Source organism: Paraglaciecola psychrophila 170 (genome assembly GCF_000347635.1).
GTDB classification, from domain to species: domain Bacteria; phylum Pseudomonadota; class Gammaproteobacteria; order Enterobacterales; family Alteromonadaceae; genus Paraglaciecola; species Paraglaciecola psychrophila.
Genome location: NC_020514.1, coordinates 4586623 through 4609790 on the forward strand (window position 1 = coordinate 4586623; position 23168 = coordinate 4609790).

At 41.2% G+C, this 23168-nt stretch carries 24 protein-coding genes, 1 pseudogene and 1 riboswitch; of the genes and pseudogenes, 12 read left to right on the plus strand and 13 right to left on the minus strand.

From position 1 onward, the window contains the following. Positions 1-306: 306 nt before the first annotated feature. The 3 genes from msrB to C427_RS20075 are packed head-to-tail and all read left to right on the plus strand — an operon-like array spanning position 307 to position 1821. Positions 307-753 (plus strand): peptide-methionine (R)-S-oxide reductase MsrB, encoded by a 447-nt coding sequence (gene msrB / locus C427_RS20065; protein WP_007642429.1) that lies wholly within the window; start codon positions 307-309, stop codon positions 751-753. A 2-nt stretch (positions 754-755) separates the two neighbouring features. Then, positions 756-1253, plus strand: coding sequence for a peptide-methionine (S)-S-oxide reductase MsrA (gene msrA / locus C427_RS20070; RefSeq protein ID WP_007642430.1), 498 nt, complete (start codon positions 756-758; stop codon positions 1251-1253). 52 nt (positions 1254-1305) lie between these two features. Then, the gene (locus C427_RS20075) at positions 1306-1821 is read left to right on the plus strand and encodes a peptide-methionine (S)-S-oxide reductase (protein ID WP_007642431.1); all 516 of its coding nucleotides are present in this window, start codon (positions 1306-1308) and stop codon (positions 1819-1821) included. 499 nt (positions 1822-2320) lie between these two features. Here the strand turns inward: C427_RS20075 and C427_RS20080 are convergent, their stop codons facing one another. From C427_RS20080 to C427_RS20090, 4 genes and pseudogenes are all read right to left on the minus strand, one after another. After that, a complete protein-coding gene (locus C427_RS20080) occupies positions 2321-2764 on the minus strand; it encodes a hypothetical protein (RefSeq protein WP_226991268.1) in 444 nt (147 codons plus the stop codon). Positions 2765-2800: 36 nt separating this feature from the next. Continuing rightward, complete coding sequence (locus tag C427_RS20085) at positions 2801-3037, minus strand: hypothetical protein (protein ID WP_007642434.1); 237 nt, start codon at positions 3035-3037, stop codon at positions 2801-2803. Positions 3038-3743: 706 nt separating this feature from the next. After that, positions 3744-4357, minus strand: a pseudogene (locus C427_RS28595) (hypothetical protein). A 240-nt stretch (positions 4358-4597) separates the two neighbouring features. Continuing rightward, on the minus strand, positions 4598-5281 hold the full coding sequence (locus C427_RS20090; RefSeq protein WP_007634968.1) for a hypothetical protein: 684 nt from the start codon (positions 5279-5281) through the stop codon (positions 4598-4600). Positions 5282-5534: 253 nt separating this feature from the next. Here C427_RS20090 and C427_RS20095 point away from each other — a divergent pair, with 253 nt between their 5' ends. Further along, positions 5535-7913, plus strand: coding sequence for a penicillin acylase family protein (locus tag C427_RS20095; protein WP_007634969.1), 2379 nt, complete (start codon positions 5535-5537; stop codon positions 7911-7913). A gap of 143 nt (positions 7914-8056) precedes the next feature. On the opposite strand, the gene C427_RS20100 is transcribed toward C427_RS20095, so the two are convergent. The 4 genes from C427_RS20100 to C427_RS20115 all read right to left on the minus strand — a co-directional run bounded on the left by C427_RS20100 (position 8057) and on the right by C427_RS20115 (position 10759). Further along, complete coding sequence (locus C427_RS20100) at positions 8057-8644, minus strand: CBS domain-containing protein (RefSeq protein ID WP_007634972.1); 588 nt, start codon at positions 8642-8644, stop codon at positions 8057-8059. A gap of 61 nt (positions 8645-8705) precedes the next feature. Then, a complete protein-coding gene (locus C427_RS20105) occupies positions 8706-9002 on the minus strand; it encodes a hypothetical protein (protein WP_226991042.1) in 297 nt (98 codons plus the stop codon). A gap of 281 nt (positions 9003-9283) precedes the next feature. Next, positions 9284-9793, minus strand: coding sequence for an immunity 22 family protein (locus C427_RS20110; protein WP_007634979.1), 510 nt, complete (start codon positions 9791-9793; stop codon positions 9284-9286). Positions 9794-10012: 219 nt separating this feature from the next. After that, positions 10013-10759 carry a substrate-binding periplasmic protein gene (locus C427_RS20115; RefSeq protein WP_236613717.1) on the minus strand — a complete coding sequence of 249 codons (747 nt, stop codon included), beginning with the start codon at positions 10757-10759 and terminating at the stop codon, positions 10013-10015. A 277-nt stretch (positions 10760-11036) separates the two neighbouring features. Between C427_RS20115 and C427_RS20120 the strand changes: the two genes are divergently transcribed. Next, complete coding sequence (locus tag C427_RS20120; RefSeq protein WP_007634983.1) at positions 11037-11888, plus strand: M90 family metallopeptidase; 852 nt, start codon at positions 11037-11039, stop codon at positions 11886-11888. A gap of 44 nt (positions 11889-11932) precedes the next feature. Here the strand turns inward: C427_RS20120 and C427_RS20125 are convergent, their stop codons facing one another. Then, on the minus strand, positions 11933-13108 hold the full coding sequence (locus C427_RS20125) for an aminotransferase class I/II-fold pyridoxal phosphate-dependent enzyme (protein ID WP_187292365.1): 1176 nt from the start codon (positions 13106-13108) through the stop codon (positions 11933-11935). A gap of 568 nt (positions 13109-13676) precedes the next feature. On the opposite strand from C427_RS20125, the gene C427_RS20130 reads away from it, so the two are divergent. After that, positions 13677-14339 (plus strand): nitroreductase, encoded by a 663-nt coding sequence (locus C427_RS20130; protein ID WP_007634991.1) that lies wholly within the window; start codon positions 13677-13679, stop codon positions 14337-14339. A 218-nt stretch (positions 14340-14557) separates the two neighbouring features. Here C427_RS20130 and C427_RS20135 read toward each other — a convergent pair whose 3' ends face one another. Further along, positions 14558-15613 carry a beta propeller repeat protein gene (locus tag C427_RS20135; RefSeq protein ID WP_226991044.1) on the minus strand — a complete coding sequence of 352 codons (1056 nt, stop codon included), beginning with the start codon at positions 15611-15613 and terminating at the stop codon, positions 14558-14560. 252 nt (positions 15614-15865) lie between these two features. Here C427_RS20135 and C427_RS20140 point away from each other — a divergent pair, with 252 nt between their 5' ends. Continuing rightward, a complete protein-coding gene (locus C427_RS20140) occupies positions 15866-16294 on the plus strand; it encodes an FKBP-type peptidyl-prolyl cis-trans isomerase (RefSeq protein WP_007634995.1) in 429 nt (142 codons plus the stop codon). 98 nt (positions 16295-16392) lie between these two features. Here the strand turns inward: C427_RS20140 and C427_RS28315 are convergent, their stop codons facing one another. The 3 genes from C427_RS28315 to C427_RS20150 all read right to left on the minus strand — a co-directional run bounded on the left by C427_RS28315 (position 16393) and on the right by C427_RS20150 (position 17682). Then, positions 16393-16806, minus strand: a complete 414-nt coding sequence (locus C427_RS28315; RefSeq protein ID WP_148285932.1) for a ThuA domain-containing protein — start codon at positions 16804-16806, stop codon at positions 16393-16395. Positions 16807-16811: 5 nt separating this feature from the next. Further along, positions 16812-17285 carry a ThuA domain-containing protein gene (locus C427_RS28320; protein ID WP_015431254.1) on the minus strand — a complete coding sequence of 158 codons (474 nt, stop codon included), beginning with the start codon at positions 17283-17285 and terminating at the stop codon, positions 16812-16814. A 211-nt stretch (positions 17286-17496) separates the two neighbouring features. Continuing rightward, positions 17497-17682, minus strand: a complete 186-nt coding sequence (locus C427_RS20150) for a hypothetical protein (protein WP_007634997.1) — start codon at positions 17680-17682, stop codon at positions 17497-17499. Positions 17683-18075: 393 nt separating this feature from the next. Here C427_RS20150 and C427_RS20155 point away from each other — a divergent pair, with 393 nt between their 5' ends. The 5 genes from C427_RS20155 to C427_RS20175 all read left to right on the plus strand — a co-directional run bounded on the left by C427_RS20155 (position 18076) and on the right by C427_RS20175 (position 23144). Beyond that, positions 18076-18387, plus strand: coding sequence for a TraR/DksA family transcriptional regulator (locus tag C427_RS20155; protein WP_007635000.1), 312 nt, complete (start codon positions 18076-18078; stop codon positions 18385-18387). Between the two features lie 1035 nt (positions 18388-19422). After that, positions 19423-19523: riboswitch (TPP riboswitch) on the plus strand. Between the two features lie 71 nt (positions 19524-19594). Continuing rightward, entirely contained in the window at positions 19595-20506 is a 912-nt protein-coding gene (thiD, locus tag C427_RS20160; protein WP_007635010.1) for a bifunctional hydroxymethylpyrimidine kinase/phosphomethylpyrimidine kinase, read from the plus strand. Then, on the plus strand, positions 20460-21290 hold the full coding sequence (locus C427_RS20165) for an ABC transporter ATP-binding protein (RefSeq protein ID WP_226991045.1): 831 nt from the start codon (positions 20460-20462) through the stop codon (positions 21288-21290). Before thiD ends, C427_RS20165 begins: the two co-directional genes overlap by 47 nt. Beyond that, the gene (locus C427_RS20170; RefSeq protein ID WP_007635019.1) at positions 21283-22095 is read left to right on the plus strand and encodes an ABC transporter permease; all 813 of its coding nucleotides are present in this window, start codon (positions 21283-21285) and stop codon (positions 22093-22095) included. The genes C427_RS20165 and C427_RS20170 overlap by 8 nt, the downstream gene beginning before the upstream one ends. A 101-nt stretch (positions 22096-22196) precedes the next feature. Then, a complete protein-coding gene (locus C427_RS20175; protein ID WP_007635021.1) occupies positions 22197-23144 on the plus strand; it encodes an ABC transporter substrate-binding protein in 948 nt (315 codons plus the stop codon). Positions 23145-23168: the final 24 nt, after the last annotated feature.

A 23168-nucleotide genomic window follows, 5' to 3' on the forward strand; every position in this document is an offset into this window, starting at 1 on the left:
GAGCCACCGCTGCGACCGCTTATATGGAATTGCCACCATTGGTTATTTACCCTACTGCTTCGATAACCTAATCAGCCCAACTATGGTACTTTTGTACAGTTTTATATGTGTGAAGATATTGTAGGCATAAGAACTGTCTGATTCCGAATTAGCAGCTAGTATCAATATTGAGGCTAATTCTTTTGGCTTTAAGAACGCTAGATATTTTGAAATAGTGATCTTTATCCCACTTTCGCAATAAAATACATTACTAGCAGGTCTGTTACACTTACACAGTGACATGACGTCAATGGCAAAGAGGAAATTATGAGTACATATCAAAAATCACAGGATGCAATTTCTGCCCTGACACCAGAGCAGTTTCACGTCACTCAAGAAAATGGCACCGAGCGCCCTGGTACCGGTGAATTATTAAACAACACCTTACCTGGTATTTATGTAGATGTAGTATCTGGAGAGCCTCTATTTGCCTCATCTGCCAAGTATGAATCAGGATGTGGCTGGCCAAGCTTTACTAAAGCGATAGACTCAGTCAACGTTAATGAAATTACTGATAACTCGCTTGGTATGATGCGTACTGAGGTACGTTCTTCTCATGGTGACAGTCACCTAGGTCATGTGTTTCCTGATGGGCCGAAAGACCAAGGTGGTCTGCGTTATTGTATTAATTCTGCTTCACTGCGTTTTATCCCTCGGGATGAAATGGCAAACAAAGGTTATGAAGCTTATTTAGATCAAGTAGAGGATATTTAGTCATGGCAAATGAACGCGCAGTATTAGCCGGAGGTTGTTTTTGGGGCATGCAGGATCTTATTCGTAAAATGCCCGGTGTTAAATCCACTCGGGTGGGTTACACCGGTGGTGAAGTGCCAAATGCGACTTATCGCAATCATGGTAACCATGCAGAAGGAATTGAAATATTATTTGATAATGACGTTATCAACTATCGACAAATTTTAGAGTTTTTCTTTCAAATTCATGATCCCAGCACATCAGATAGGCAAGGTAACGATACCGGTGCGTCATATCGCTCGGCTATTTATTATGTGTCTGATGAGCAAAAAGCAGAAGCACTAAAAACCATTGCTGACGTGGATGCCTGTGGATTATGGCCTGGTAAAGTAGTGACCGAAGTAGAATCAGTTAGTGATTTTTGGGAAGCTGAAGCTGAACACCAAGACTACCTAGAAACCCGCCCCAACGGTTACACCTGCCACTTTGTAAGACCTGGCTGGAAACTACCTTCAGCTTAGAGAGTTTAAATACGTGTGACTTGTTGTAAAAAAGCAATTAAAGCATCCTGACATGACAACTGCCCCTAATAAAATTGGTTTAGGTGGTGGTTGTCACTGGTGTACCGAAGGCGTATTTACATCACTTCTTGGTATAACAAAAGTGAATCAAGGATGGATAGCATCAAACGGCGAGCACTCTGGCTTTTCTGAAGCGGTTGAAGTGTATTTTGACCCAGCCGTCATTTCGTTATCAGACTTAATCGAAATCCATTTGCATACCCATGCCAGTACATCCAACCATTCTATGCGCGGAAAATACCGTTCAGCCATATACACCTTTGACGATGTTCAATTTAAGCAAGCTCAAGATATATTGCACCTACTTAGTGCTGATTTTCATAAACCAGTCATTACTCAAGTCTATCCTTTCACACATTTTAAACAGAATAAAATTGAGCTTTCGAACTACTACTATTCAGCACCAGACCGGCCGTTTTGCCAAACCTATATTCGACCAAAAATCAGCTTACTGCTAGCCCGCTTCAATCGCCATGTAAACCAAGATAAAGTGGTTGAACTCAACTAGGGAGCCAGCAATTTTAAATGTATCTAAGTATATTAATTGAAGCCAAAATAGCGTTGAAAATTCAATTGAAATCCTGTTGTGGTTCGCGCCAAGCTCAAACTAAGCAACAACGTATTTTTTGCTTATAAAGCTGCGTTAATCAACGAATGATATTTTTCATTGTTTATTTATAGCACACCTTACCCTGAAGCATTACCTGTGCTTAACGGCCCCTTATTGCACAAACTTCCCAGTCAGATTTAACGTTAGACTACTAATTTATACAGCAGAATCGTCGATCAGGTTTGCAAGGCTCAATGACTGCTCTAGGGAGTGGATGCAGAAAAATTCAAAATGACAGCAAATCGACGGCTTTGCCGTCATTTCTGATAAATATCTGCTCACTGCTAAAAGTATGATCTTTGTTGACCTTCTAGGTTGTATTACCAGAAATTTTATTAAGGTCTTACAGGTGTACTCAAATATCTTGGCGCCATGTCGGTCAAAAATAATCATATGTTTAATAGTTAGATTGAGCGGACCTTGACTGTTGTTGAAAATTGTTATTTTTCGCTAATCGTTTGCGATTAAATTCAGGCAATTTAGCGCGTATTTTTTCTTGAATCTGCGGTAGTAAGCTAATATGTTTTTTATGAATAATATGATTAATCGAGATCTTTTTAAGCTCTATTATTTGAAAATCCTGGTCAAAATGTTTTTTTATCACCTCATCTATCACATAGACTGCATAATTATACCGGTCAGCTTTCAGCATACTCACAACACTGGAGAATAATTCATTATCTACATGAATCGATTTAAACTCTCCATTACCAATAAGCCCTATCATCCTGTCATTTCCCAGTATAGAGACTCTTTTATCTGCAAAAACACCTCGATTACAAGGTACTCCCTTGGCACAAATTAAAGATAAGCTTACACGCTTTAACTCTGGTTTTACCATTATCACGTTGGGATATTTTGTTGCTATTTTACCTAGTCATAATATGTCAGCGTCTACAACACCGTCGTTAAGTAAGATTAATCCCCGCAAAGAAGGTGTGGCAATAAGCTCCACTTTAAATCCCAATTCACTATAAATTTCTACGAAAAGTTCAGCGTAATCATCGTGTTCAGGGTATTCAATATGAGTTAATAAAAAAGGTCTGGGGGACTGGGCATAACTTATGAATGAATAAAAAGTTAACAAATAAATGATGAGTATCCACGCTTTCATTTTCTTCCCTCTTATCGAGAACTTAGTTGAGCCTAACGCTTTTATGATTACATATTATTATGGAAGTATTCTAAGTGGCAATGTAATTCTGTAGTGAGCTCGTTCAGCGCGATGGTGCAGGTTATAGTCCATGGACTAACATGTTTTGTTTTGTTTCCTTACCTACCACCTTTAAAATTAAGCTGTTACTTATCAATGACTTAAACAAATTTCAAATATGTGAATGCAATAAGTAAATACGACTTCAGTCTACTTTGGTTGTATGAAAAACACGCCAAATCACTGCATTTGACTCGATAAGTCTTGATCGACGGTTGCGCCTAAGGGTATGCAATATCACTGTTGGTTGTGTAGGGATGCCATTTTAAGGAATGTCTAGATATGTCTTATTAAATAGTCAAATAAGGGTCATCAAGTCCCCCTTAGACAAGTGCATTTTTGTAAAAACCCACACACAGTGACGGCTAAAACCTATATGTTTGCTTACTGTTGCTTACTGTGACACCCACGTTAATAAATTAACCAAAACTGTGAAACCTACAAAATTTAATTTCTTTTATTACAGGTAATGAGAAGTTGTGAGTGCCTTGAAAGTTTTTTGCTTAGTTTGTTTGAAAACTGACGACTTGCCTTAGTTTTCTTAGATTTGAAACAAGCGATTACCTCAACCTCTTAGATTGATAGCTTAAAAGTGCTAATAGTTTACTTAGGCATATTTTAACAGCGCTTTCGCTTTACCAATACCGCGCATTCTTTGATGTTCGGTGTGCAAACCAAATTGACGCATTAAGTGTTCGCTACCTGCTGCAGTAGTAAAGTGTTGTTCAAACTCTGTGGTTAGGGTTAACCCTTGTTCTGAGTCTAAGCTTAGTCTTTCTAGTGTTGGGTTTTTATCCTCAATGTAACTGCGTTTGTCTGCCCGAATGATTTTGCCTGTCGTGTCTACCCGTTCACAATAGTCTTGAGGCTGTAGGCGATACCTTTGGGTATATATTGTCTTGGGCTACTAATAAAGGGCATTAAGTTATTAGGTTGTTGTGTGTGTTGCTGTATTAATGCGCTGTTGAATACTGGTATGCCATAACGCCGACTCTTGTTTATCTGACCAACCTTGAGCCTTTTCTAGATTCTCATACAACACCACATGTACGTGATTACTCATCACCGCAAAGACACAGATACGCTAGCCACGCTATCAATAGCAAACACTGACGATAAATAAAGTAAACGAGACTCAACCCAACCTCGCCTGTGCTCATAGTTCTGACCTGAATAGTCATCAACACCACACAAATAAGACCGGCGAACACAGCGAGACACACAATGGTAATATCACGTATAAACTAAACTGATTAATCTCTTTCTTGCCTGCCTGCGGCATAATAGCCACCCTCAAAAATCAACTTTAAATAAAGCCTATTTCTGTATGTTAACTAGCCAATTATTTGTGGGCAACTACTTGTGAGAGTCTAGTTAGTAGTAGTTTTTCAGGCTGGATAATGCCAAACAAAGGATACAGGGAAGAAGGTTTAGCCATAAATAGCAGATATCGCAGAAGGCTTATTTAGAATGGCTGTTTTCTAAACGCCTACGAGTTAGCTCTGGGAGTTTAGAGCGTATTTTTTCTTGAATTTGTGGTAGTAAACCAATATGTTTTTTATGAATAACATGATTAATTGAGATCTTTTTGAGTTCTACTACTTGTAAGTCTTGGTCAAATTGTTTTTCTATCACGTCATCTATTACATATATTGCGTAGTTATATCGGCCTGCCTTAAGCATCTCGAGAACACTGGAGAACAATTCATTTTCTACATGAACGGATTTAAATTCTCCATCCTCAAGAAGCGCAAGCATCCTGCTATTTGCTAATATAGATATTTTTTCATTTCTTAATATACTTCGGTCACAAGGCACTCCCTTAGAGCATATTAAAGATAAGGTAGCGCTTTGTAATTTAGGTTGCACCACTATCACATTGGGATATGTTTTTGCTATTAGACCAAGTCGTAATACGTCAGCGTCTACAACATCGTTGTTGAGTAAAATTAATCCCCGTAAAGAGGGTGTAGGGATCAGCTCGACCTTAAAGCCCAATTCAGTGTAAATCTCTACGAAAAGTTTGGAATAGTCATCCGTATCAGGGTACACAATATGAGTTAATAAAAAAGGTTTTGGCGCTTGAGCAAAGCTTACGAATGAGCAAGAAGTTAGTAAGTAAATAATAAACATCCAGGTTTTCATTTATTCTCCTTTCCTTTCCTGTCGTGATTTTATCCAAATCTGACATCATCACCTCACCATAACACTTTATTATAGAAGTATTCGTATGATTAATTACTTTAGCTTATGACTTAACTCTAGGGCGAAATAGTTCTCTATATCTGGCCAGATAAAATAGACTATATGCATATTGACTGCATCGTGATAGTTGTGAGCAAATCACATATAAAATGTTATCTTTGTTAACAGTGAATACAAAAAGCAGATCCATGTAATGAAACTTATCCTAAAAATTCTCACTGTTATCTTTGTCTGCGCCGGCGTCTTAGGTGCCTGGTATATCTATAGCAAACAACCGATACGCAGTGGTGAAGTTAGCCTAACCAACTTACAAGCGCCAGTCAGCGTGCGTTATGATGAACGCGGCGTACCGCATATCCAAGCTCAGAACGAAGCCGATATGTATCGCACTCTGGGATATGTGCATGCCCAAGACCGCCTGTTTCAAATGGAGATGGTGCGCCGTTTGGCGCGAGGTGAGTTAGCGGCCATACTCGGGCCAAAACTGCTCGTTACCGACCGTTTATTTCGTACTCTAGGCATTCGCGCTCATGCAGATGCCTATGCAGCAAAGATGGACACTAGCACTCCTGCAAATAAGGCGTTGGCCGCTTATTTAGATGGTATCAACCAATATCAGAACATTCACCCAGCCCCTATAGAGTTCGATATTCTTGGTATTACAAAACGCCCATTTACCGCTGCGGATACACTCAGCGTCGCCGGTTATATGGCTTACAGTTTTGCCGCCGCTTTTCGCACTGAGCCGGTGCTAACTTATGTACGTGACCAATTGGGTGCTGACTATCTTGAGGTGTTTGATCTGGCTTGGCACCCCGAAGGTGTAGTGTCACCGCCCCTTTCCACCAAAGATTGGCATGGCCTTAATCGCCTAGCTCATATCAGCCAACAAGCGATTTCAGATAGCGGTTTAGCACTATTTGAAGGCAGCAACGCTTGGGCTGTATCTGGGAGTCGCACATCCAGTGGTAAACCACTCCTAGCAGGTGACCCACACATCGGTTTTGCCGTTCCGTCAGTTTGGTACGAAGCACATTTGTCTTATCCAGGGTTTGAGCTGTATGGTCATCATCAAGCACTCAACCCAGTCGCTAGTCTTGGACACAATATGGACTTTGGTTGGAGCATTACTATGTTCCAAAACGATGACATAGACCTCATTGCCGAAAAGCTTAATCCTGATAACATTAATCAAGTTTGGTATCAGGGCCAATGGGTAGAGCTGCAAAGTCGCACTGAGCAAATTGAAGTTAAAGGTGAGGACCCAGTCACATTAACCCTGCGTCGTTCGCCTCACGGCCCCATTATCAACGATGCTCTTGGTGAGCATTCTGGCAAAACACCTATCGCCATGTGGTGGGCGTTTCTTGAAACAGATAACCCAATTCTTGATGCCTTTTATCAACTCAACCGTGCTGATACCTTGGCAAAAGCCCGTGCAGCCAGTGAAAAAATCCATGCGCCAGGACTCAACATAATCTGGGCCAATGCTAGTGGTGATATTGGTTGGTGGGCAGCGGCTCAACTGCCTCTGCGCCCTAGTGGCGTTAATCCTACATTTATTCTCGATGGCAGTAGTGCTGAAGCTGATAAACTGGGCTTTGTACCATTTACTGACAATCCCCAACAAGAAAACCCAGAACGCGGATATATTATTTCAGCTAATTATCAGCCCGTTCCTGATAGTGGTATTGAGGTGCCGGGTTACTATAATTTACCCGCTCGAGGGATTCGACTAGAGCAACGTTTAAGCGACAATAGCGTGCAGTGGAATGTGCAAAATAGTCAAGCACTGCAACTGGACACTGGCAGCGGCTATGCACAACTCTTACTTAAACCGTTGTTACCCATTATTAAAACTGCGGCCAGCGCCGATGAAAAAGAGCTCGTGAACTTACTCAGTAACTGGGATGGGGATCATAAAACTGATGAAGTCGCCGCAACGATTTTTAACCAGTTAGTTTACCAACTTGCATTTGAGGCCATGAGTGACGAAATGGGTGACGGCTTCTTCGCAACATTAATTCGTACTCGCGTAATAGATTTTGCTTTACCGCGTTTAGCTGAGGATCCCGACTCGCCGTGGTGGGATAATCAAAAAACCTCAGTCACCGAAGATCGCGCAGCAACGGTGACCGTTGCGTGGCGAGAAAGTTTAAAACATCTGCGTATCACGTTGGGCAACAACACGGCCAACTGGCAATGGGGCGCAGTCCATACCCTCACCCATGAACACCCACTAGGACAGCAAAAACCGCTGGATATATTATTCAACGTGGGTCAGTTTGCTGTTCCTGGTGGACACGAGACGCCAAACAACCTGTCACATAAAATCGGTCCAGCGCCTTGGTCAGTAGCATACGGCCCCTCGACTCGCCGACTCATCGACTTTGCCGACCCTAGTCAGTCACTGGGTATCAATCCTGTTGGGCAAAGTGGGGTGTTGTTTGATCAACATTATCGAGATCAGGCTGAATCATACATCAACGGCCAATACCATAAACAGTACTTGAGCGAAGCCGATGTGGCAGCCAACACCGAAGATACCTTGCAACTAGTGCCGGTCAAATGAACTAACAATGTGAATCAATAAAACCCTAAACAGAACCAAAGTACACTCTGTTTAGGGGTGCGATTAATAGCGTTAACAGCCAATAAATAGGGAGATGACTATTACAATCCTCACCTGATGCTCAGACCTTAGCTAATAAAGCCTTAAATAAGTTCCTCGTGCTCGTGCATCACATTAAAACAATCCTTAAACGAATGTGCAGTAGCATTAATATAAACTGGCTCATGCAATACTCGACTTACATCTGTTGATGATATTATCCCGCAAATCTTGTTGGTTTCATCCACAACTTGAATATAAGCTTCACCTAGTGATTCCATAGTTTTCTTGATATCACCGATACACGCTCTGTGAACATTATTTTTTCGTAAAGCGGGCATTTTGTAGACTAGACTCATTACATCTGCGACCGTTAGTTCAGACCTTGCCACACGTTTTCGATTTGCAATCATTAATACAACACGGCTAACCAAAGTAAAGCTACTGATAACACCCAATAATTTAGTCTCTGTCCCAACGTATAAGGTAGACTTTTTATTACTGAGCTTCATGACTGTCAACGCTTCATCAATGCTGGTATCCGGGGCAATCATTTGCGAAAGAATACAATGAATGTCGTTAACAACGTACTCAGCTGAGCTATGTATATCAGGACAAGCCTGCGCTTCGACTGGCATATTGACGCCAATAACACTGTTATCCACAGTAGGAATTATTTTAAAGTTATTCATTTTCATTCACCAAAAATATTTATTAATACGACTACAAATTACTCTGCATAATTGAATTTATTTAAATAAATGCTTTGGGTGGAGCGCGGGTAAGAGGCCGTAAATAGCCATAGTTTAAGGAGTATGTAGTCTTAGCTTGAACCGCAATAGAATTAAGGGCGGCATTCTCAGTAACCTCATGATTGATGCCAACACTATCATCACCTGAGTCATATTCAGGGGTACTATCAGCCACGCAATAAAAATCAGCAGCGTATCTGACTTTACTCTGAGAGGAAACATCACCTGCTGCGGCAACATTGATAAACGATACGGACAAGAATAAAAACAACAACAAAGCTAAATTGCACTTAATCATGCAATTTTTGAGCGGATATTTTATTGGTAATGTAGCGTTCATCTCTTGATCATATGTCTGCCAGAAAAAAACACAAGCGGGATCTGTCGTGAATTTATGTCGTTTCGTCTTAATATTTTTAGATCCCACAATTTACAGCATATTTCATCTGCAAAAAGTGATGTACAACATCGAAAGATGTTTAAAGCCTTTCTATGCATAAGCAGCAAATATTGACTAAAAAGGGCATCACATATTGGAAAATATGTGATGCCCTTGAAGATTAAAATACCACTACCTTTTTATTCTGGCTCTTGCTCTGAGGCTTCATTTTCATCATCTTCTTCATCTTCTTCATCTTGTTCACCTAATAGGCTCTCGCTAGAGGCATCATAATTAAAGGCGCCCAAGAAGGTGGTGTATTCGTCACTTGCAACACCACTGAGTTTGACACTGTATTCCTGTTCGAAAAGTAAAATAATCCAGGTCACTTGCTGCATCTTATTTTTTTTCGCTTTACTCATCAAATTGACAATAAAAGAACTTGAGCAAGAACATCCACCAGCCGCTTCATGAATATCAATGGTGCCAGTGTGAGCACCATTGGTTTCCATTTGTTGCGGCGAAAAATAGTTAATTTTATAATTATCTGACCAAGTGTTTCTCGCCCGAGTGCCTTTCTTGAAAAAAGTCTCCTCAAAATACTCATCAGGGATATCAGCATACGGATGTTGTGACGCCCAAATGGACACCTTGCCCTTTGTATTAAAAAGTAATCCTTTATCAGGAGTTGAAATATTGTCTTCGTTCATGGAGAAAGTGACTGCCGGTTAATAAGTATTTTCACATTCTATTATAGTGGTAGTGGAATAGCGAAAAAAGAGGCCGTTTTAACAAAGCAAGATCAAAATTAAGAAGCTTAGTGTTGTGTGGAATAAGGACTGAACCAATTGACATTGTGCTAAGGTTATTAGAGGTAATTGCAATAAATATCAACGAGGTATGTGAGTATTACCACCGAAATTAGAGGTTTAAAGAATATTTATTTCAGTATTGTGCTTATCTAAAATAGCTTGCAGTTCGCCTGAAGCTTTTATTTGTTTGATTGCCTGATTTATCAAGGGTAAAAGGCCTTGATGTTTTTTTCTGATCCTCATTAGAAAATTTCCTTTGCTATGTAAAACAGCAAAACCTATATCCACATCATTCACTTTAGCCCAATGTTTAGCCGTTTCTTGTTCCAATATAATGACATCGAATCTTTCGTGCTTCAAACCTAAAATCAAGTGATTTTCATCGAGAAAATCTGTGCGGATAAAAGTATCATCATCAAAGTAAAAGTACCCAGCAATAGTACCAACATATTTATTATACAAAGACTCCCGTGTTGGGAATAACTGCACTATTTTTTTTAAGGTGATAAAACTTTCTTTGAGTTCAAAAAAAGGTTCGCTTATGACATATTCTGGGCCAACTTCGAGGGTCTTTAGCCATTCTAGGCAGATGAAATCAAAATCTACTGAACCTACTGTTAAGGCTACTTCTGCTCGTTTTTGAGGGAGTTTTACAGGCACAAATTTAATATTTGAATGGCGTTGTATGGCTTCGGTTATCTCAGTCATAATACCAGGGTAACCTGGCTGGGCTGCGGTAAGGATAGGAACCCATCCACCATCAGAATCTACATCAAAATATAGCTTGTGTTGTCCTTTCTCAGCGGCGCTGCTAAGGCTCGTTAGAATATAGATTAACGCTACTAATCGACATATTACCCGCAACAAAAAATTACCCTACATACTTTATTTAGTATTATTATTTAGGTTACTCGCTTTACCCAATAAGTATACATTTGATTTTTTTAAAACATATTTGCCAAACCCCTTATTGAATTGAATCCTTTTATCATTGGGGTGTTTACACGACTCGTCTTATATAACTTTCGTTTTGACGTTTTGTTGCAAGTATTTACTTATTATTTAAAATTAACATCTTAAAGCTCCAAATTTAATAACTTGATAAGCTAATGTTTAATCTTAAATTATCAACAGACAATCTATGCGCCAAATCCTAATATATTTTTTTCTGAGTTTACCTATTTTAGTCATGATGACTTGGTTGTACTTGGATAAGCGCAGCATTAAACGCCGTGAATTAAAACAAATTCAATTAAGATCCCAGCCATTAGCACCCGAATACTTGCATATTTTGCAAACTGAATTTCCATTGTATTTACGTTTACCCGATGAATTGCAGTGCAAATTAGCTGGCCATATTCAGGTGTTTTTAGATGAAAAAGACATTATTGGGCGAAGTGGCCTCGAAATTAACGATAAAATCAGAGTGTTAATTGCCGCTCAAGCTTGTTTATTAATACTCAATAGGCCAGGTAATTATTATCCCGGCTTTCGCAGTATTTTGGTTTATCCTAATACCTATGTGGCCAGCAGTACACGCACAGAAGGCATGCTGCATATTACGGGTACAAGTACCCGAGCAGGAGAATCTTGGCACCGAGGCGCCGTAATACTGGCTTGGGATCAAGTGTTACAAGGGGCAAGAGACGGTCGCGATGGACACAATGTGGTGATGCATGAATTTGCACACAAATTAGATGAAGAAAATGCGGCAATGGATGGTTTGCCCCTATTACCAACTGCAGAGCAATACCAACAATGGTCACAAGTATTAAATGCAGAGTTTAGTGTGCAACAGCAAAACTTAGCTGATGGCGTTGAAGATGTCATTGACAGCTATGGTGCAACCTCTCCAGCCGAATTTTTTGCTGTGGTAACAGAAACGTTTTTTGAGAAACCTTACCAGCTAGAGCACCGACATCCGCAACTATACGAACAATTTAAACAGTGTTACTTGCTCGACCCCAAACAATGGTCTAAAGCCAAAGATTAATAATGAACAAACAGGATCACCCTGAACCAGTTTGTTCATGGTGATCAGCTACTTAAACGATCCATAAATATTGCCAACCGCTGCAAGCCCTCTTCGAGTTCAGATTCTGCAGAAGCAAATGACAAACGCACATACCGGTCGCCTTGATACTCACCAAAATCGTTACCGGGCGTCAATGCAACATGCACTTCTTGTAATACCCGCTCACAAAATGTCATGGCAGATAACCCCGTATTACTTACATCAATATACACATAAAAGGCACCGTCAGGATGAACAGGCACATGCAAACCACATTTTTGTAATCCCGCCAGTATTAATTTTTTGCGAACAATAAGTGTTGCCCGTCGTGACTCACACACAGCAATAGAGCTGGGCGTAAAACATTGTAGCGCCGCTTTTTGCGCTAACGTCGATGGACAAATATAATAATTTTGGGCCAATCGTTCCATAACGTCGACTGCACGCTCAGGCACCACACACCAACCTAGTCGCCACCCCGTCATACCAAAATATTTTGAAAAACTGTTAATCACTAAGGCCTCATCATCAAATGATAAAACACTCATTGGCTGTGAACCGGCTTCACCGTGGTGCAAGTTAAGATAAATCTCATCCACGATACGCCATGCCCCTTTGCTGCGAGCAAATTGGCACATGGCTGCTAGCTCATCTGCGCCTATGGCGGTTCCTGTGGGGTTTGATGGAGTAGCGAGCATTAAGCCCCGAGTGCCTGCCTGCCAATGTTTTTCAAGCAGCGCCACATTCAATTGAAAACGTGACTCAGCTTGGGTCGGCACCAATTGCACATTTCCCCCAAAACTTTTTATAAATTGTTTATTACACGGATACGATGGGTCAGCCATGATCACGTTGTCGCCCTCATCCACGAAGGCAGCCGAGAGCAGCAATAACGCTGCAGAGGCCCCTGCGGTAACCACAATACGTCGAGGATCGAGTTCAATTTGATGGGTTGTTTGGTAAAACCCTGCGATGGCAGCACGTAGTTCAGGTAATCCTAATGCCGAGGTGTAGGGCAGAGGCGCATTAACCGCAAGTTCCTGCATCGCAAGTAACACATCAGGCGGCGCACCAAAATCAGGCTCACCTATGTTCAATTTAATAACATGCTTGCCTTGCGCTTCCAAACGCGCCGCTTTTTCACCAAAAGCCATAGCAAAGAAGGGAGAAATGGCTTGTGCGCGCTGTGAATATTTCAAATGATACAACTCAACTTTATTAGAAAAACAGAAAAATGACAGCCTGCTATTTTGCCATCTGTAGAAACGTAAAACACCCATTAAATAATGCAGAACTAGACATTGAATTTATAAATGCTTTACGAAGACATCCATAACAAAGGATTTATAAAATTTTATAAAGACACTCATAGTTTATAAAGACCCCGTCATAATAAAAAAACAAAAATCGATTTTTACTGTTATTAGCATGGATTTCTTGATAATTGTGATAATTGTAATAATTGTAATAATTGTAATAATTGTAATAATTGTAAAAAGGATGCAATAAAAAACATTTCGAAATGAACGCGCCTGTCCTTTTAATATTTTTAAATTGTTATGTGGCTTTAATTATCAATTTCTTTGGCCTTGGATGCTCCCAAAAAGTGGTTGCTTTTTCTACCTCTATTTGAATCTTTCATAATTTTTCAGCATGCCGCTTGCTGTTGATTTTAATAGTCACTGTTTATTAAACTTTAACTTAATTGCAACAGCTGCTGTTATTGTACGGTTTTACTTAAATCTTACATTCAACATAGGAAGTCACATGTCCATCGCAAAAATTCTTCAAGAGCGCAGTTCTACCCGAGCATTTTTAGACAAACCGGTAGCCGAAGAAACTCTGAACACTATTTTTGGTCACGCACAATTAGCGGCCTCTAACTGTAATGTTCAGCCTTGGCAAACATGTGTTGTATCGGGCAGTACCAAAGACAAACTTAAAGCAAAGTTTATGGAAACCTTGATGTCTGGCGCTGCACCTAATCCAGATTTCAATTGGACCCCGAAATATCAAGGCGTGCACCGTGAACGTCAGTTTGGCTCTGCCAATGCCCTTTATACTAGCCTTGGTATACCTAGAGAAGACAAAAAAGCCAGGCAGATGGCAATGATCCGTAATTGGCAGTTTTTTGATGCGCCTCATGCGGTGTTTTTCACCATGGACAAATACTTAGATATCATGGGTGCTGTAGACTTGGGTATTTATGCGCAATCCTTGGGCCTGCTTCTGAATGAGCATGGTATTTCCAACTGTATGCAAGGTGCCTTGGGGCAATTTCCTGATCCCGTCCGAGAAATATTACAATTACCGGAAGAGCGTGGAATACTGTTTGGAATGTCTTTTGGGTATGCAGACGACAGTGCAGATGCCAACAATACCCGAACCGACCGAGCAGATATTGATACGGCTGTTGCGTTTTACGACTAAGTCATAATGTTCAAAAATGTGGAGATCTTAGTTTCCACATTTTCATTTCGACTAAAGTTAATCGGGGTTAACGCCTCGATTTGAGCGGTTTCTTAATAATGTCCCATAACAATGCAAAGGAACACCTATAATTTTAATCACAACATCGCGTTCGAATGATTGGAGTATCTACAGGTTTTAGCCCCCAATTTATAGCCCCTTGCCGAAGAAACTTATTTTTACCTCTCGAGATCAAAAGTAAAACGCTCTACGAGCCCGTCTTTACCTGCACCTACGCACCCCAAACTGTCATCGCAGGTTAGGCTCCAAATGTTATTTTTACTGAGCATAGTCCACGATTTTGAACCCTCCTGCCACAAACTTACTCCTTGCGGGTTTGCAATTAACACCTTGGTTTTATTATCTTTGATGATGACATCCGAACCATAAACTGCGCCTTTCAATGGCACTTCTGGTAAGGCGCTCCACTGCGTTGTTTCTAGATTGTAGCGCTGCGCTTTGGCAGGACTTTGTTGATCTTTTAAACTACCACCAAAGATGTAAAGCCATTGTTCGGTTTGTTGCACACTAAACACGCCAGCCGCTTCACCACCCAAAAAAGGAGTATCAAGACTTTGCCAACTTTGTTGCCCATTTAGGCCATTTTTGATGAGCACACGCGGAGTAAGCGCATTGCCGGTGCCGATATAAATATTGTTATCACGGCCTTTGTTTAAGCAAGTACCACTTGAGGCAAAACCGCCCTCTCCTGCTTGTGCTTCAAGTGCTAGCTTTTGTCTCTTCCAATGACGACCACCATCGACTGTGCCCAATATAAACAAGCCCTCTTCATCAGAATCACCATATAACCAACCCTGTTGCTCGTTAACAAAGTGCATGCAATCGTAAAAGGTTGTAGCCCGTGTACCCGCAATTTGTAGCTGCCAGTTTTTTCCATCATCGGTGCGGTATATTCGCGAGCTATCACCTTCACCAGCACTCATTACGATGAGACTACCGTTACTCAATAATTGAATATCCCTAAACTGCAAACCTACACTATTCTCAGGTCCTGTAACCTTGCTCCAATTTTCACCATTGTCAGTACTTTGATAAATACCACCATTGGTGCCGCTTGCCACAATATGCTGGCCAATACGATGAACCGCTTGAAAACTCACATTAGGATCAAGTACCTGCACCGAATCAGCTAATGCAGTAAAACTAAGCATAATGCCAAGAATGAAAGAAAATGCTTTGATCATCACAACTATACTTTTTATGTTTATTTTCATTAGGTTAACATGTCATTTTATAAATAAAAAAACAAACTTTAGCTTCGATTCCTATGGCAGCCATTGTAAACAGCGATTAGAAAGCACTTGGAAAAGTGTATATTTTTACTTAACCTCGACTCAAGGCTCGCCAATTATCTACTCAAATCCCACCTCATATTCCCCTTTATATTTCCACGCTGAAGTTTTCTACTTTAGGCGTTTTTAAACGACCTATGTAAAAATGGGATTTTGGAGTAGTAAGGGGAATAAATGGCTAAAAATCAAAGAGCGCTCAACAAAGGTTCAAAAGGTCAGAATCGAAAGGGCAGCGAAGCCTTTGTTGCAAAATACGCTAACAAACCAGACGTTGTCCAACATGATTCAGGGCTGATGTATCGTGTTTTGGAACAAGCACAAGGCCCTTCACCCACTATGCAAAATGAGGTGGTGGTCAATCAACGTATCTTGAATTTTGATGGCAGTGTGATTGCCGATACCTACAAAAGTGGATTTACCGATCGCTTTAGACTTAAAGAAGCCATCCTAGGGTTACAAGAAGGCTTGCAGCTGATGGCATTAGGTAGTCGTTATGAATTTGTGATCCCGCCAGAAATCGCATGGGGGAAACGCGGAGTAGGCAATAAAATTGGCCCCAATGCGCTTATGGTATTTGATGTCAGATTACTGGAAATAGCATAACCACTAGTACCCCATCCCTCTAGAGAGATACCCATTCAGCGTTAACTAAAATGGGTATCTACCGGTACTAAGCAATCAAAAAATGCAAAAAGTAAAAGCTATTTTGCACAACCGCTAGATTGTGGATCCGATTTCTTAGCTGCCCAATTCAGCATATTTTTCAAAAGAAGTAGTGCTTCTTCAGTCTCATAGGTCTCATAACGATGCCCCATAGCCGTGAAAACCGAGCGGGCCTGACTGTCGCCAAAACAACGGGCCCAAATAATGGGATGATCGGCAGGTGTTGGCCCCATCCAGAGATCAGAGCGATCACCATACACTTTGTTCTCTGGGCTATAAGTGCTTTCATCCAAGCCTGCTAGCACAATAAAATCATCACCTGGCGCAGCTTCAAAGGTGTACCACTCATCAAGCGCCATAAAATCACTTGGAAGACCTGCCATAACCGGGTGGCTCGGATTCAAGACAGCAACCCGTGCCTCTTGAAATTGGGGTGCCATAGGGTGGCTCACAAAAGTCACCCTAACAGTTGATTATGATAAAAATCCCAGTCCTGATGTGACGCATCACCCGCCCCATGAATTAAAACGCTTCCATTGCCCTTAGATTGCCACCTAGCAAAGGCCGCTTCTTCATCTTGTGTCAACGAATCACCCGTCATGTTGTTAAACACCACAACATCAAAACGCGCTAAGTCCTTATCATTAAAAATGCCACTATGTTCAGTGGTGAAATAACCATGCTCCATTTCCTTTGCGGCCTTCATAATGGCCAGAGTAGCACCAGCAATGCCTTCCTCATGACGCCAGTCGCGGGTCTCAGAAAAAATCAAAATAGAAGGTGTAGGAACAAAATCATAATAGCGACTAGTGGTAGTCACCAGTTCACCGATAACATTCACAGTCGCTTTGGCGTCAGAAACTAACGGCTCAGGCACCTGTGAAGAACAAGCGGCTAAAAAAACAAAGGGTAAGACATATAATAATTTCATCAAAAAATGGCTCCATTACATAGATTTAAATTGAGTATAAAGCCGTTTACACGAAGGTTGCAATCAATCAACCACATTAGTTGCAGCCATAAGAAACACCCATAAAAGGTGCTGAATTTTACGAAATAAAGTAACAAAAAAACTCAAAAAGCACTTGATAAAAGTGATGGAAGTGATGGAAGTGGCGGTGACATCGCGCGTTTTAATCAGTTTATTCGATTGTAGATATTAACCGGTATAACGTTGTCATTTCGCCTTTAAGCATGCTCTCGTCTAGAGTTTCAAAAATTTGTATTGCTAACATAAAACACTTTAAAGTTTTAAAACCGTAAATATCACCTAATCTATTCAACTCTTCTACTGCATGTTGCTTTACCAAATTAGCGGCTTGGCTCATTAATATTCAACCATCTGCATTACCTAGCTGATCAGCCAGATATATTTCCATTGACGATGATATATTTTAGTAAGTACTCAAGCTCTTGAAACAACATCATGTTGCAACCAATTTTTTGCAGAATATCGTTAACTACGTTTTGTAAAAAAGTTAGGCGGCGATTACTTTTGAACAATGGTGAAGAGGAAGATGGGGATTATTACAATGGTGTATTCATAATTATTTACGCTATGGCGTAATTTTAAAAAATATACGCTGAAGTGTATACATTAACACCTTTCATAGAACCTGCCACCTTAGGTCCGCCAACCTGACTTGATGCAAATCAATGCTAAGTGCAGCTAATCACCTAGAATGAATGTTATTTGATTAAGTTCACATTGGAGAGACCGTATGCATAATAATAAAGAGCAACTACTTGCTTTACAAAAAGAGTTCAACAATCGCATAGTCAAAATTGATAAGGATTTGCATAGCCGCCTAAGCAGCGCGAAATTTTCTGAACAGGCTGTTGATCACCAAAATGATGATGTGATTTTGAATTTAAAAAATGAAGCGCAACAAGAATTAGAACAAGTAAACCATGCGTTGTTGAAAATAGAACGGGACGTCTACGGCACCTGTGAAAAATGCCATAGTGCGATCAGTGCTGAACGTTTGGATGCGATCCCATTTACTGCATATTGTAAAAACTGTGCGGTTTGAGTAATTTTCCGCCAGTCGGCACATGCTTTAACTTTTATAACCCGACACTGAATTCCCTCCGAATTTCAGTATCGAACCTTATCAGAACGACCGGTCAAGATAATTGTCGCTAGCTGGTCAAGTTAATTGTTGCTTAATACTTTATAAAAACAAGAGCACGCTGCGCGCCATCGTCCCGCGCGGCGTCCGCGTGATGGTCTTGTCTCGAATCCCTTCGAACCAGATACTCTTTTTCAACAGCAAAAAAGAGTATCTAGACAAAATGGACAGAACCATTTTGAACATCTGCAAGATAGCCCAAAGCGCAAAGTATAAGGATGTACTTTGTAAAATGCCGCTCGCGACTAAAGTTTTTAACCGCAAAAAATGGCTTGGTCTATGTGCGCCAACCTCGTTGTCGTTAAGGATGTATCCCTTCACGCTCCACTCAAATGAATTCCCCGCGCGGCGTCCGCTGTCATTTACCCCAAAAATAAGCCATTTTAGCTGAAACTTTAAAGGCGGAAGAGCAGTGGCGGAGCCACCAAAGATGATATCGACAAAGTCGATTCTCTTAAGATGGGTGATTTTGTGATTATTTCAACGAACCTGACCCCGCAGGTTCGCAGGTTTTAGATTCATATTGGTATGTATTTAATCACCAACTAATGAAGTGAGTTATTCAAACATCCCACCTTTGAGGCATAAACGAGTTAGCGTCAACGTCCATAATTGCACTTAGTATAGATTGAGAAAACTGGGCAAAAGGCTACTCAATCAGCTTTTGTACTATTTTCTCTCCCTGCCAGGCGCTAGAGGTAAATGTAAGTATTCTCTTGTTAGTGATGTCAGTTACCTTTTAAATTTATCATTATCAAAGGTTGTATCTGACTTAGATGCGGTCTCTCTTTTTTAACAGATATCTTTCAACATGACAGGTCATTAAACTTGGAAAGATAGTTTAGCACTCAGCATTGTAAACATTTCACGTTTTGCTGACCTCGATTAACTACTAACATTGTTATATTGCGCTTTTAATAAAACTTGTTATTATCAAAAAAATAGTCGGGGAGCCTTTAAGGCTGAGATTGCATATCGCGAGACCCGTTGAACCTGATTCAGTTAGCACTGGCGTAGGGAACTAATTACTTGTTTTGTATGATTTACTCTTCAGCGTTTTTAAATCTTCAGCTCGATATAGTTCTTACGCGTCAACGTTAGGAGCTTTATGTCAAATATTATAGTTACTCCCATCAAAGCACCGCTTGCTACCCAAACAGGGTCTCCCGAAACACATTTTTCTGTGACAGATAGAGCTTATGCTTCATCTACGCCTATTGTGTTAACAATTGCAGGATCTGATAGCGGTGGTGGTGCAGGTATTCAGGCCGATATTAAAGCGATATCCGCAACAGGAGGCTATGCCTGTTCAGTCATAACGGCCATCACCGCGCAAAATACCCTGGGCGTGTCAGCTATTTTTCCTATTCCGCTAGAATATGTCGAAAAGCAGTTAGATGCGGTTTTTACTGATTTGAACGTTGTTGCCGTCAAAGTCGGCATGTTAGCTGAGTCTGGCATTATCAATCTAGTAGCCGCTAAAATAAAACAGTATCAACCTGCATTTTTAGTCGTAGACCCTGTCATGGTAGCGACCAGTGGCGACTTGTTGTTAGAAGTATCCGCGATCAGCACCCTCAAAACTGAATTACTACCACTCGCCGATATTATTACACCCAACTTATCCGAAGGTGCCGCCCTGATAGGCGTTGATACACCAGATAACGCAGCAGATATGCTTAACATGATCACAGGTCTTCGACAGTTGGGTGCAGCAACAATATTGCTTAAAGGGGGACACCTTGAACAGGATGAAAACAGTAATGATCTACTTATATTTCCCGAACAGGTTCACCACTTAACGGCAAAACGTATCCACACTCGTAACACCCACGGTACGGGTTGTTCGCTGTCTTCGGCTATTGCCTCTTATTTAGCACAAGGGCATGATTTGTTACGGGCAGTGCAGCTTGGCAAACAGTATATCTCCGAAGCTATTGCTCATGCCGACGAATTATCAATAGGCAAAGGTCATGGGCCGATTAATCATTTTTTCAGTGGCCATGCTGATGTCCGTTGATAAACAGCTGCTATCAGGCCAAAACAATGCCGTTAGTATAGACATCGTTGACGGTTACCTGCGCTATCACGACAGCGCTGATGTGATCCTGGCAAGGCTCAACATTCACATACCTGCGAGAGCCTGGACCTGTATTTTGGGACGTAGCGGTTGCGGCAAAAGTTCTTTATTGCGCTACTTGGCTAATTTGCTGGAGGACAGAGTCGACTGGGCGGGTGAAGTCAATACACGCCCACCATGTGATAGCAAAGATCAGATTACCTATATGGCTCAACAAGATTTGTTGATGCCTTGGCTATCGGCTTTAGAAAACGTCATGTTGAGTACTAAATTTGGTGCTGCGCATTCATCAGCAAAGAGAACCCATTTGATGGTTGATAAAGCGCATGCTTTATTGCAAAAAGTAGGGCTCAAAGACAAGGCAAATTATATGCCACAGCAATTATCGGGTGGTATGCGGCAACGTGTCGCGTTAGCAAGAACGCTTTTGCAAGACAAGCCCATCATATTAATGGATGAGCCTTTTTCTGCATTAGATGCTGTCACGCGGTATCGTCTTCAAAATCTTGCTTACCAACTACTGCAAGATAAAACGGTCGTGTTGATCACCCACGACCCACAAGAAGCCATTCGCTTAGCGGACCAACTCTATATTATGCAAGGCAGACCTGCTTTTGCTGAATCCTTAATTGTACCCAAATCGGTGACGCCCCGAAACTTTGATGCAGAGTTTGCCGAACTTCAGCAAACCATCATGGGTCGCTTGGAGCAAGACTATGAGTGAGTTGACCCGAGTAGAGCCAATCACAGTTGATCCGCTGTTACGTGAGGTGAAAAGCAAACAACCGCTATACAAGTCACTGCTACGTATGTTGGTCAGCGCGGCGGTGATTATTGGCTTATGGCAAGCTGTGGTGGTTATTTTTGAAATGCCCTCATTCATTCTACCTAGCCCCTTTGCTGTATTTGAAAGGCTGATTGAAAGACACCAAGTTTTGTTCAAACACGGCTGGGTTACCGCTCAAGAAATTATATTGGGTTTGCTACTGGGTTTAAGTATGGGGCTGTTATTCGCGTTACAGATGTTGTTATTTAAACCCGTTAAACGCTGGTTGTTACCCCTTTTGATAGCCAGCCAGGCCATCCCCGTCTTTGCTATTGCGCCGCTATTAATGTTGTGGTTGGGGTACGGCATTGCATCAAAAATCGTGATGGCTGCCTTAATCATCTTTTTTCCTATTACCACCTGTTGTTTCGACGGCTTACGAAGTACACCTTCAGGTTACCTGGAGCTAGCAAAAACAATGGGGGCAACAAAATGGCAAATGTTGCGGCATATTCAATTTCCAGCGGCATTACCTACCCTTGCTTCAGGGATCCGCGTAGCGGTCGTAATAGCCCCCATTGGCGCAGTAGCCGGAGAATGGGTTGGTTCCAGCGAAGGTCTGGGTTATCTGATGTTACAGGCAAACGCACGCATGCTAATAGACGAAATGTTTGCTGCCTTATTTATCTTGTCAGTTTTGTCTATCACGCTTTATTTTGTAGCAGATAAGTGTCTGAAAAAACTGATCCCTTGGGAAGCTTAAACAAAATTATCATCAACAATCTATTTACAGCAATCTGTGTACAGCAATTTATGCATATCAATATCTACATAAACAGCAGTAGAAATATTAAAGGAAATGTAATGAAAAAGAACGTTATCGTGACTGTATTAGTGCTTACTGCCAGTCTGTTTTCATCGTCGACGCAGGCCGATACTAAAACACTGACCCTGATGTTGGATTGGTTTGTCAATCCAAATCATGGTCCTGTTATTATTGCTAAAGAACGCGGCTATTTTGCAGCCCAAGGCATTAATGTTGACATTCAAGAGCCCGCGGATCCAAGCATGCCTCCAAAACTGGTTGCTGCTAATAAGGTAGATTTAGCGATATCTTATCAACCTAGTTTGATAATCGATGTTGCGGCAGGTTTACCCTTGATCCGCTCGGCAACGTTGATTGCTAGCCCTTTAAATACATTGATGGTGTTAGACAATAACAACATTAATGATCTGTCTGACCTGAAAGGCAAAAAAATAGGTATTGCTATGGCCGGTAACGTAGAGGCGAGTATCGATACGATGCTGAAAACGGTCGGTCTTAACTATGACGATGTAAAAATTATCAATGTAGGCTGGGCACTTTCTTCTTCACTGGCTTCTGGCAGAGTCGATGCCATTTGGGGCGGATTACGTAACTTTGAGGCAAATCAACTTGCCCTTGAAGGTTTTAAAGCGAAGAGTTTTTTTCCTGAAGACTATGGTGTACCGCGTTATGACGAACTAATCTTTGTGGCCAATGCAAATACTTACGATAAGGCCGCGATCATCGCCTTTAATAAAGCCATAGAGCAAGCGAGTCTTTACATTGCTAAAAACCCGCAAAAAGCGTGGGAAGAGTTTGCAGCGTTTGCCCCAGACACCTTGAATAATGAACTTAACAAACTTGCGTGGAACGATACATTTATGCATTTTTCAGCGCACCCTGCTGCTGCTGATTTGCAGCGCTACGATGACTATGCCCAATTTATGTATACAAAAAAAGCCATTACGACACAGCCAAAAGCGCAAGATTATGTGCTTAGCTTTTAATAAATTGTCTTTTATTCTATCAAT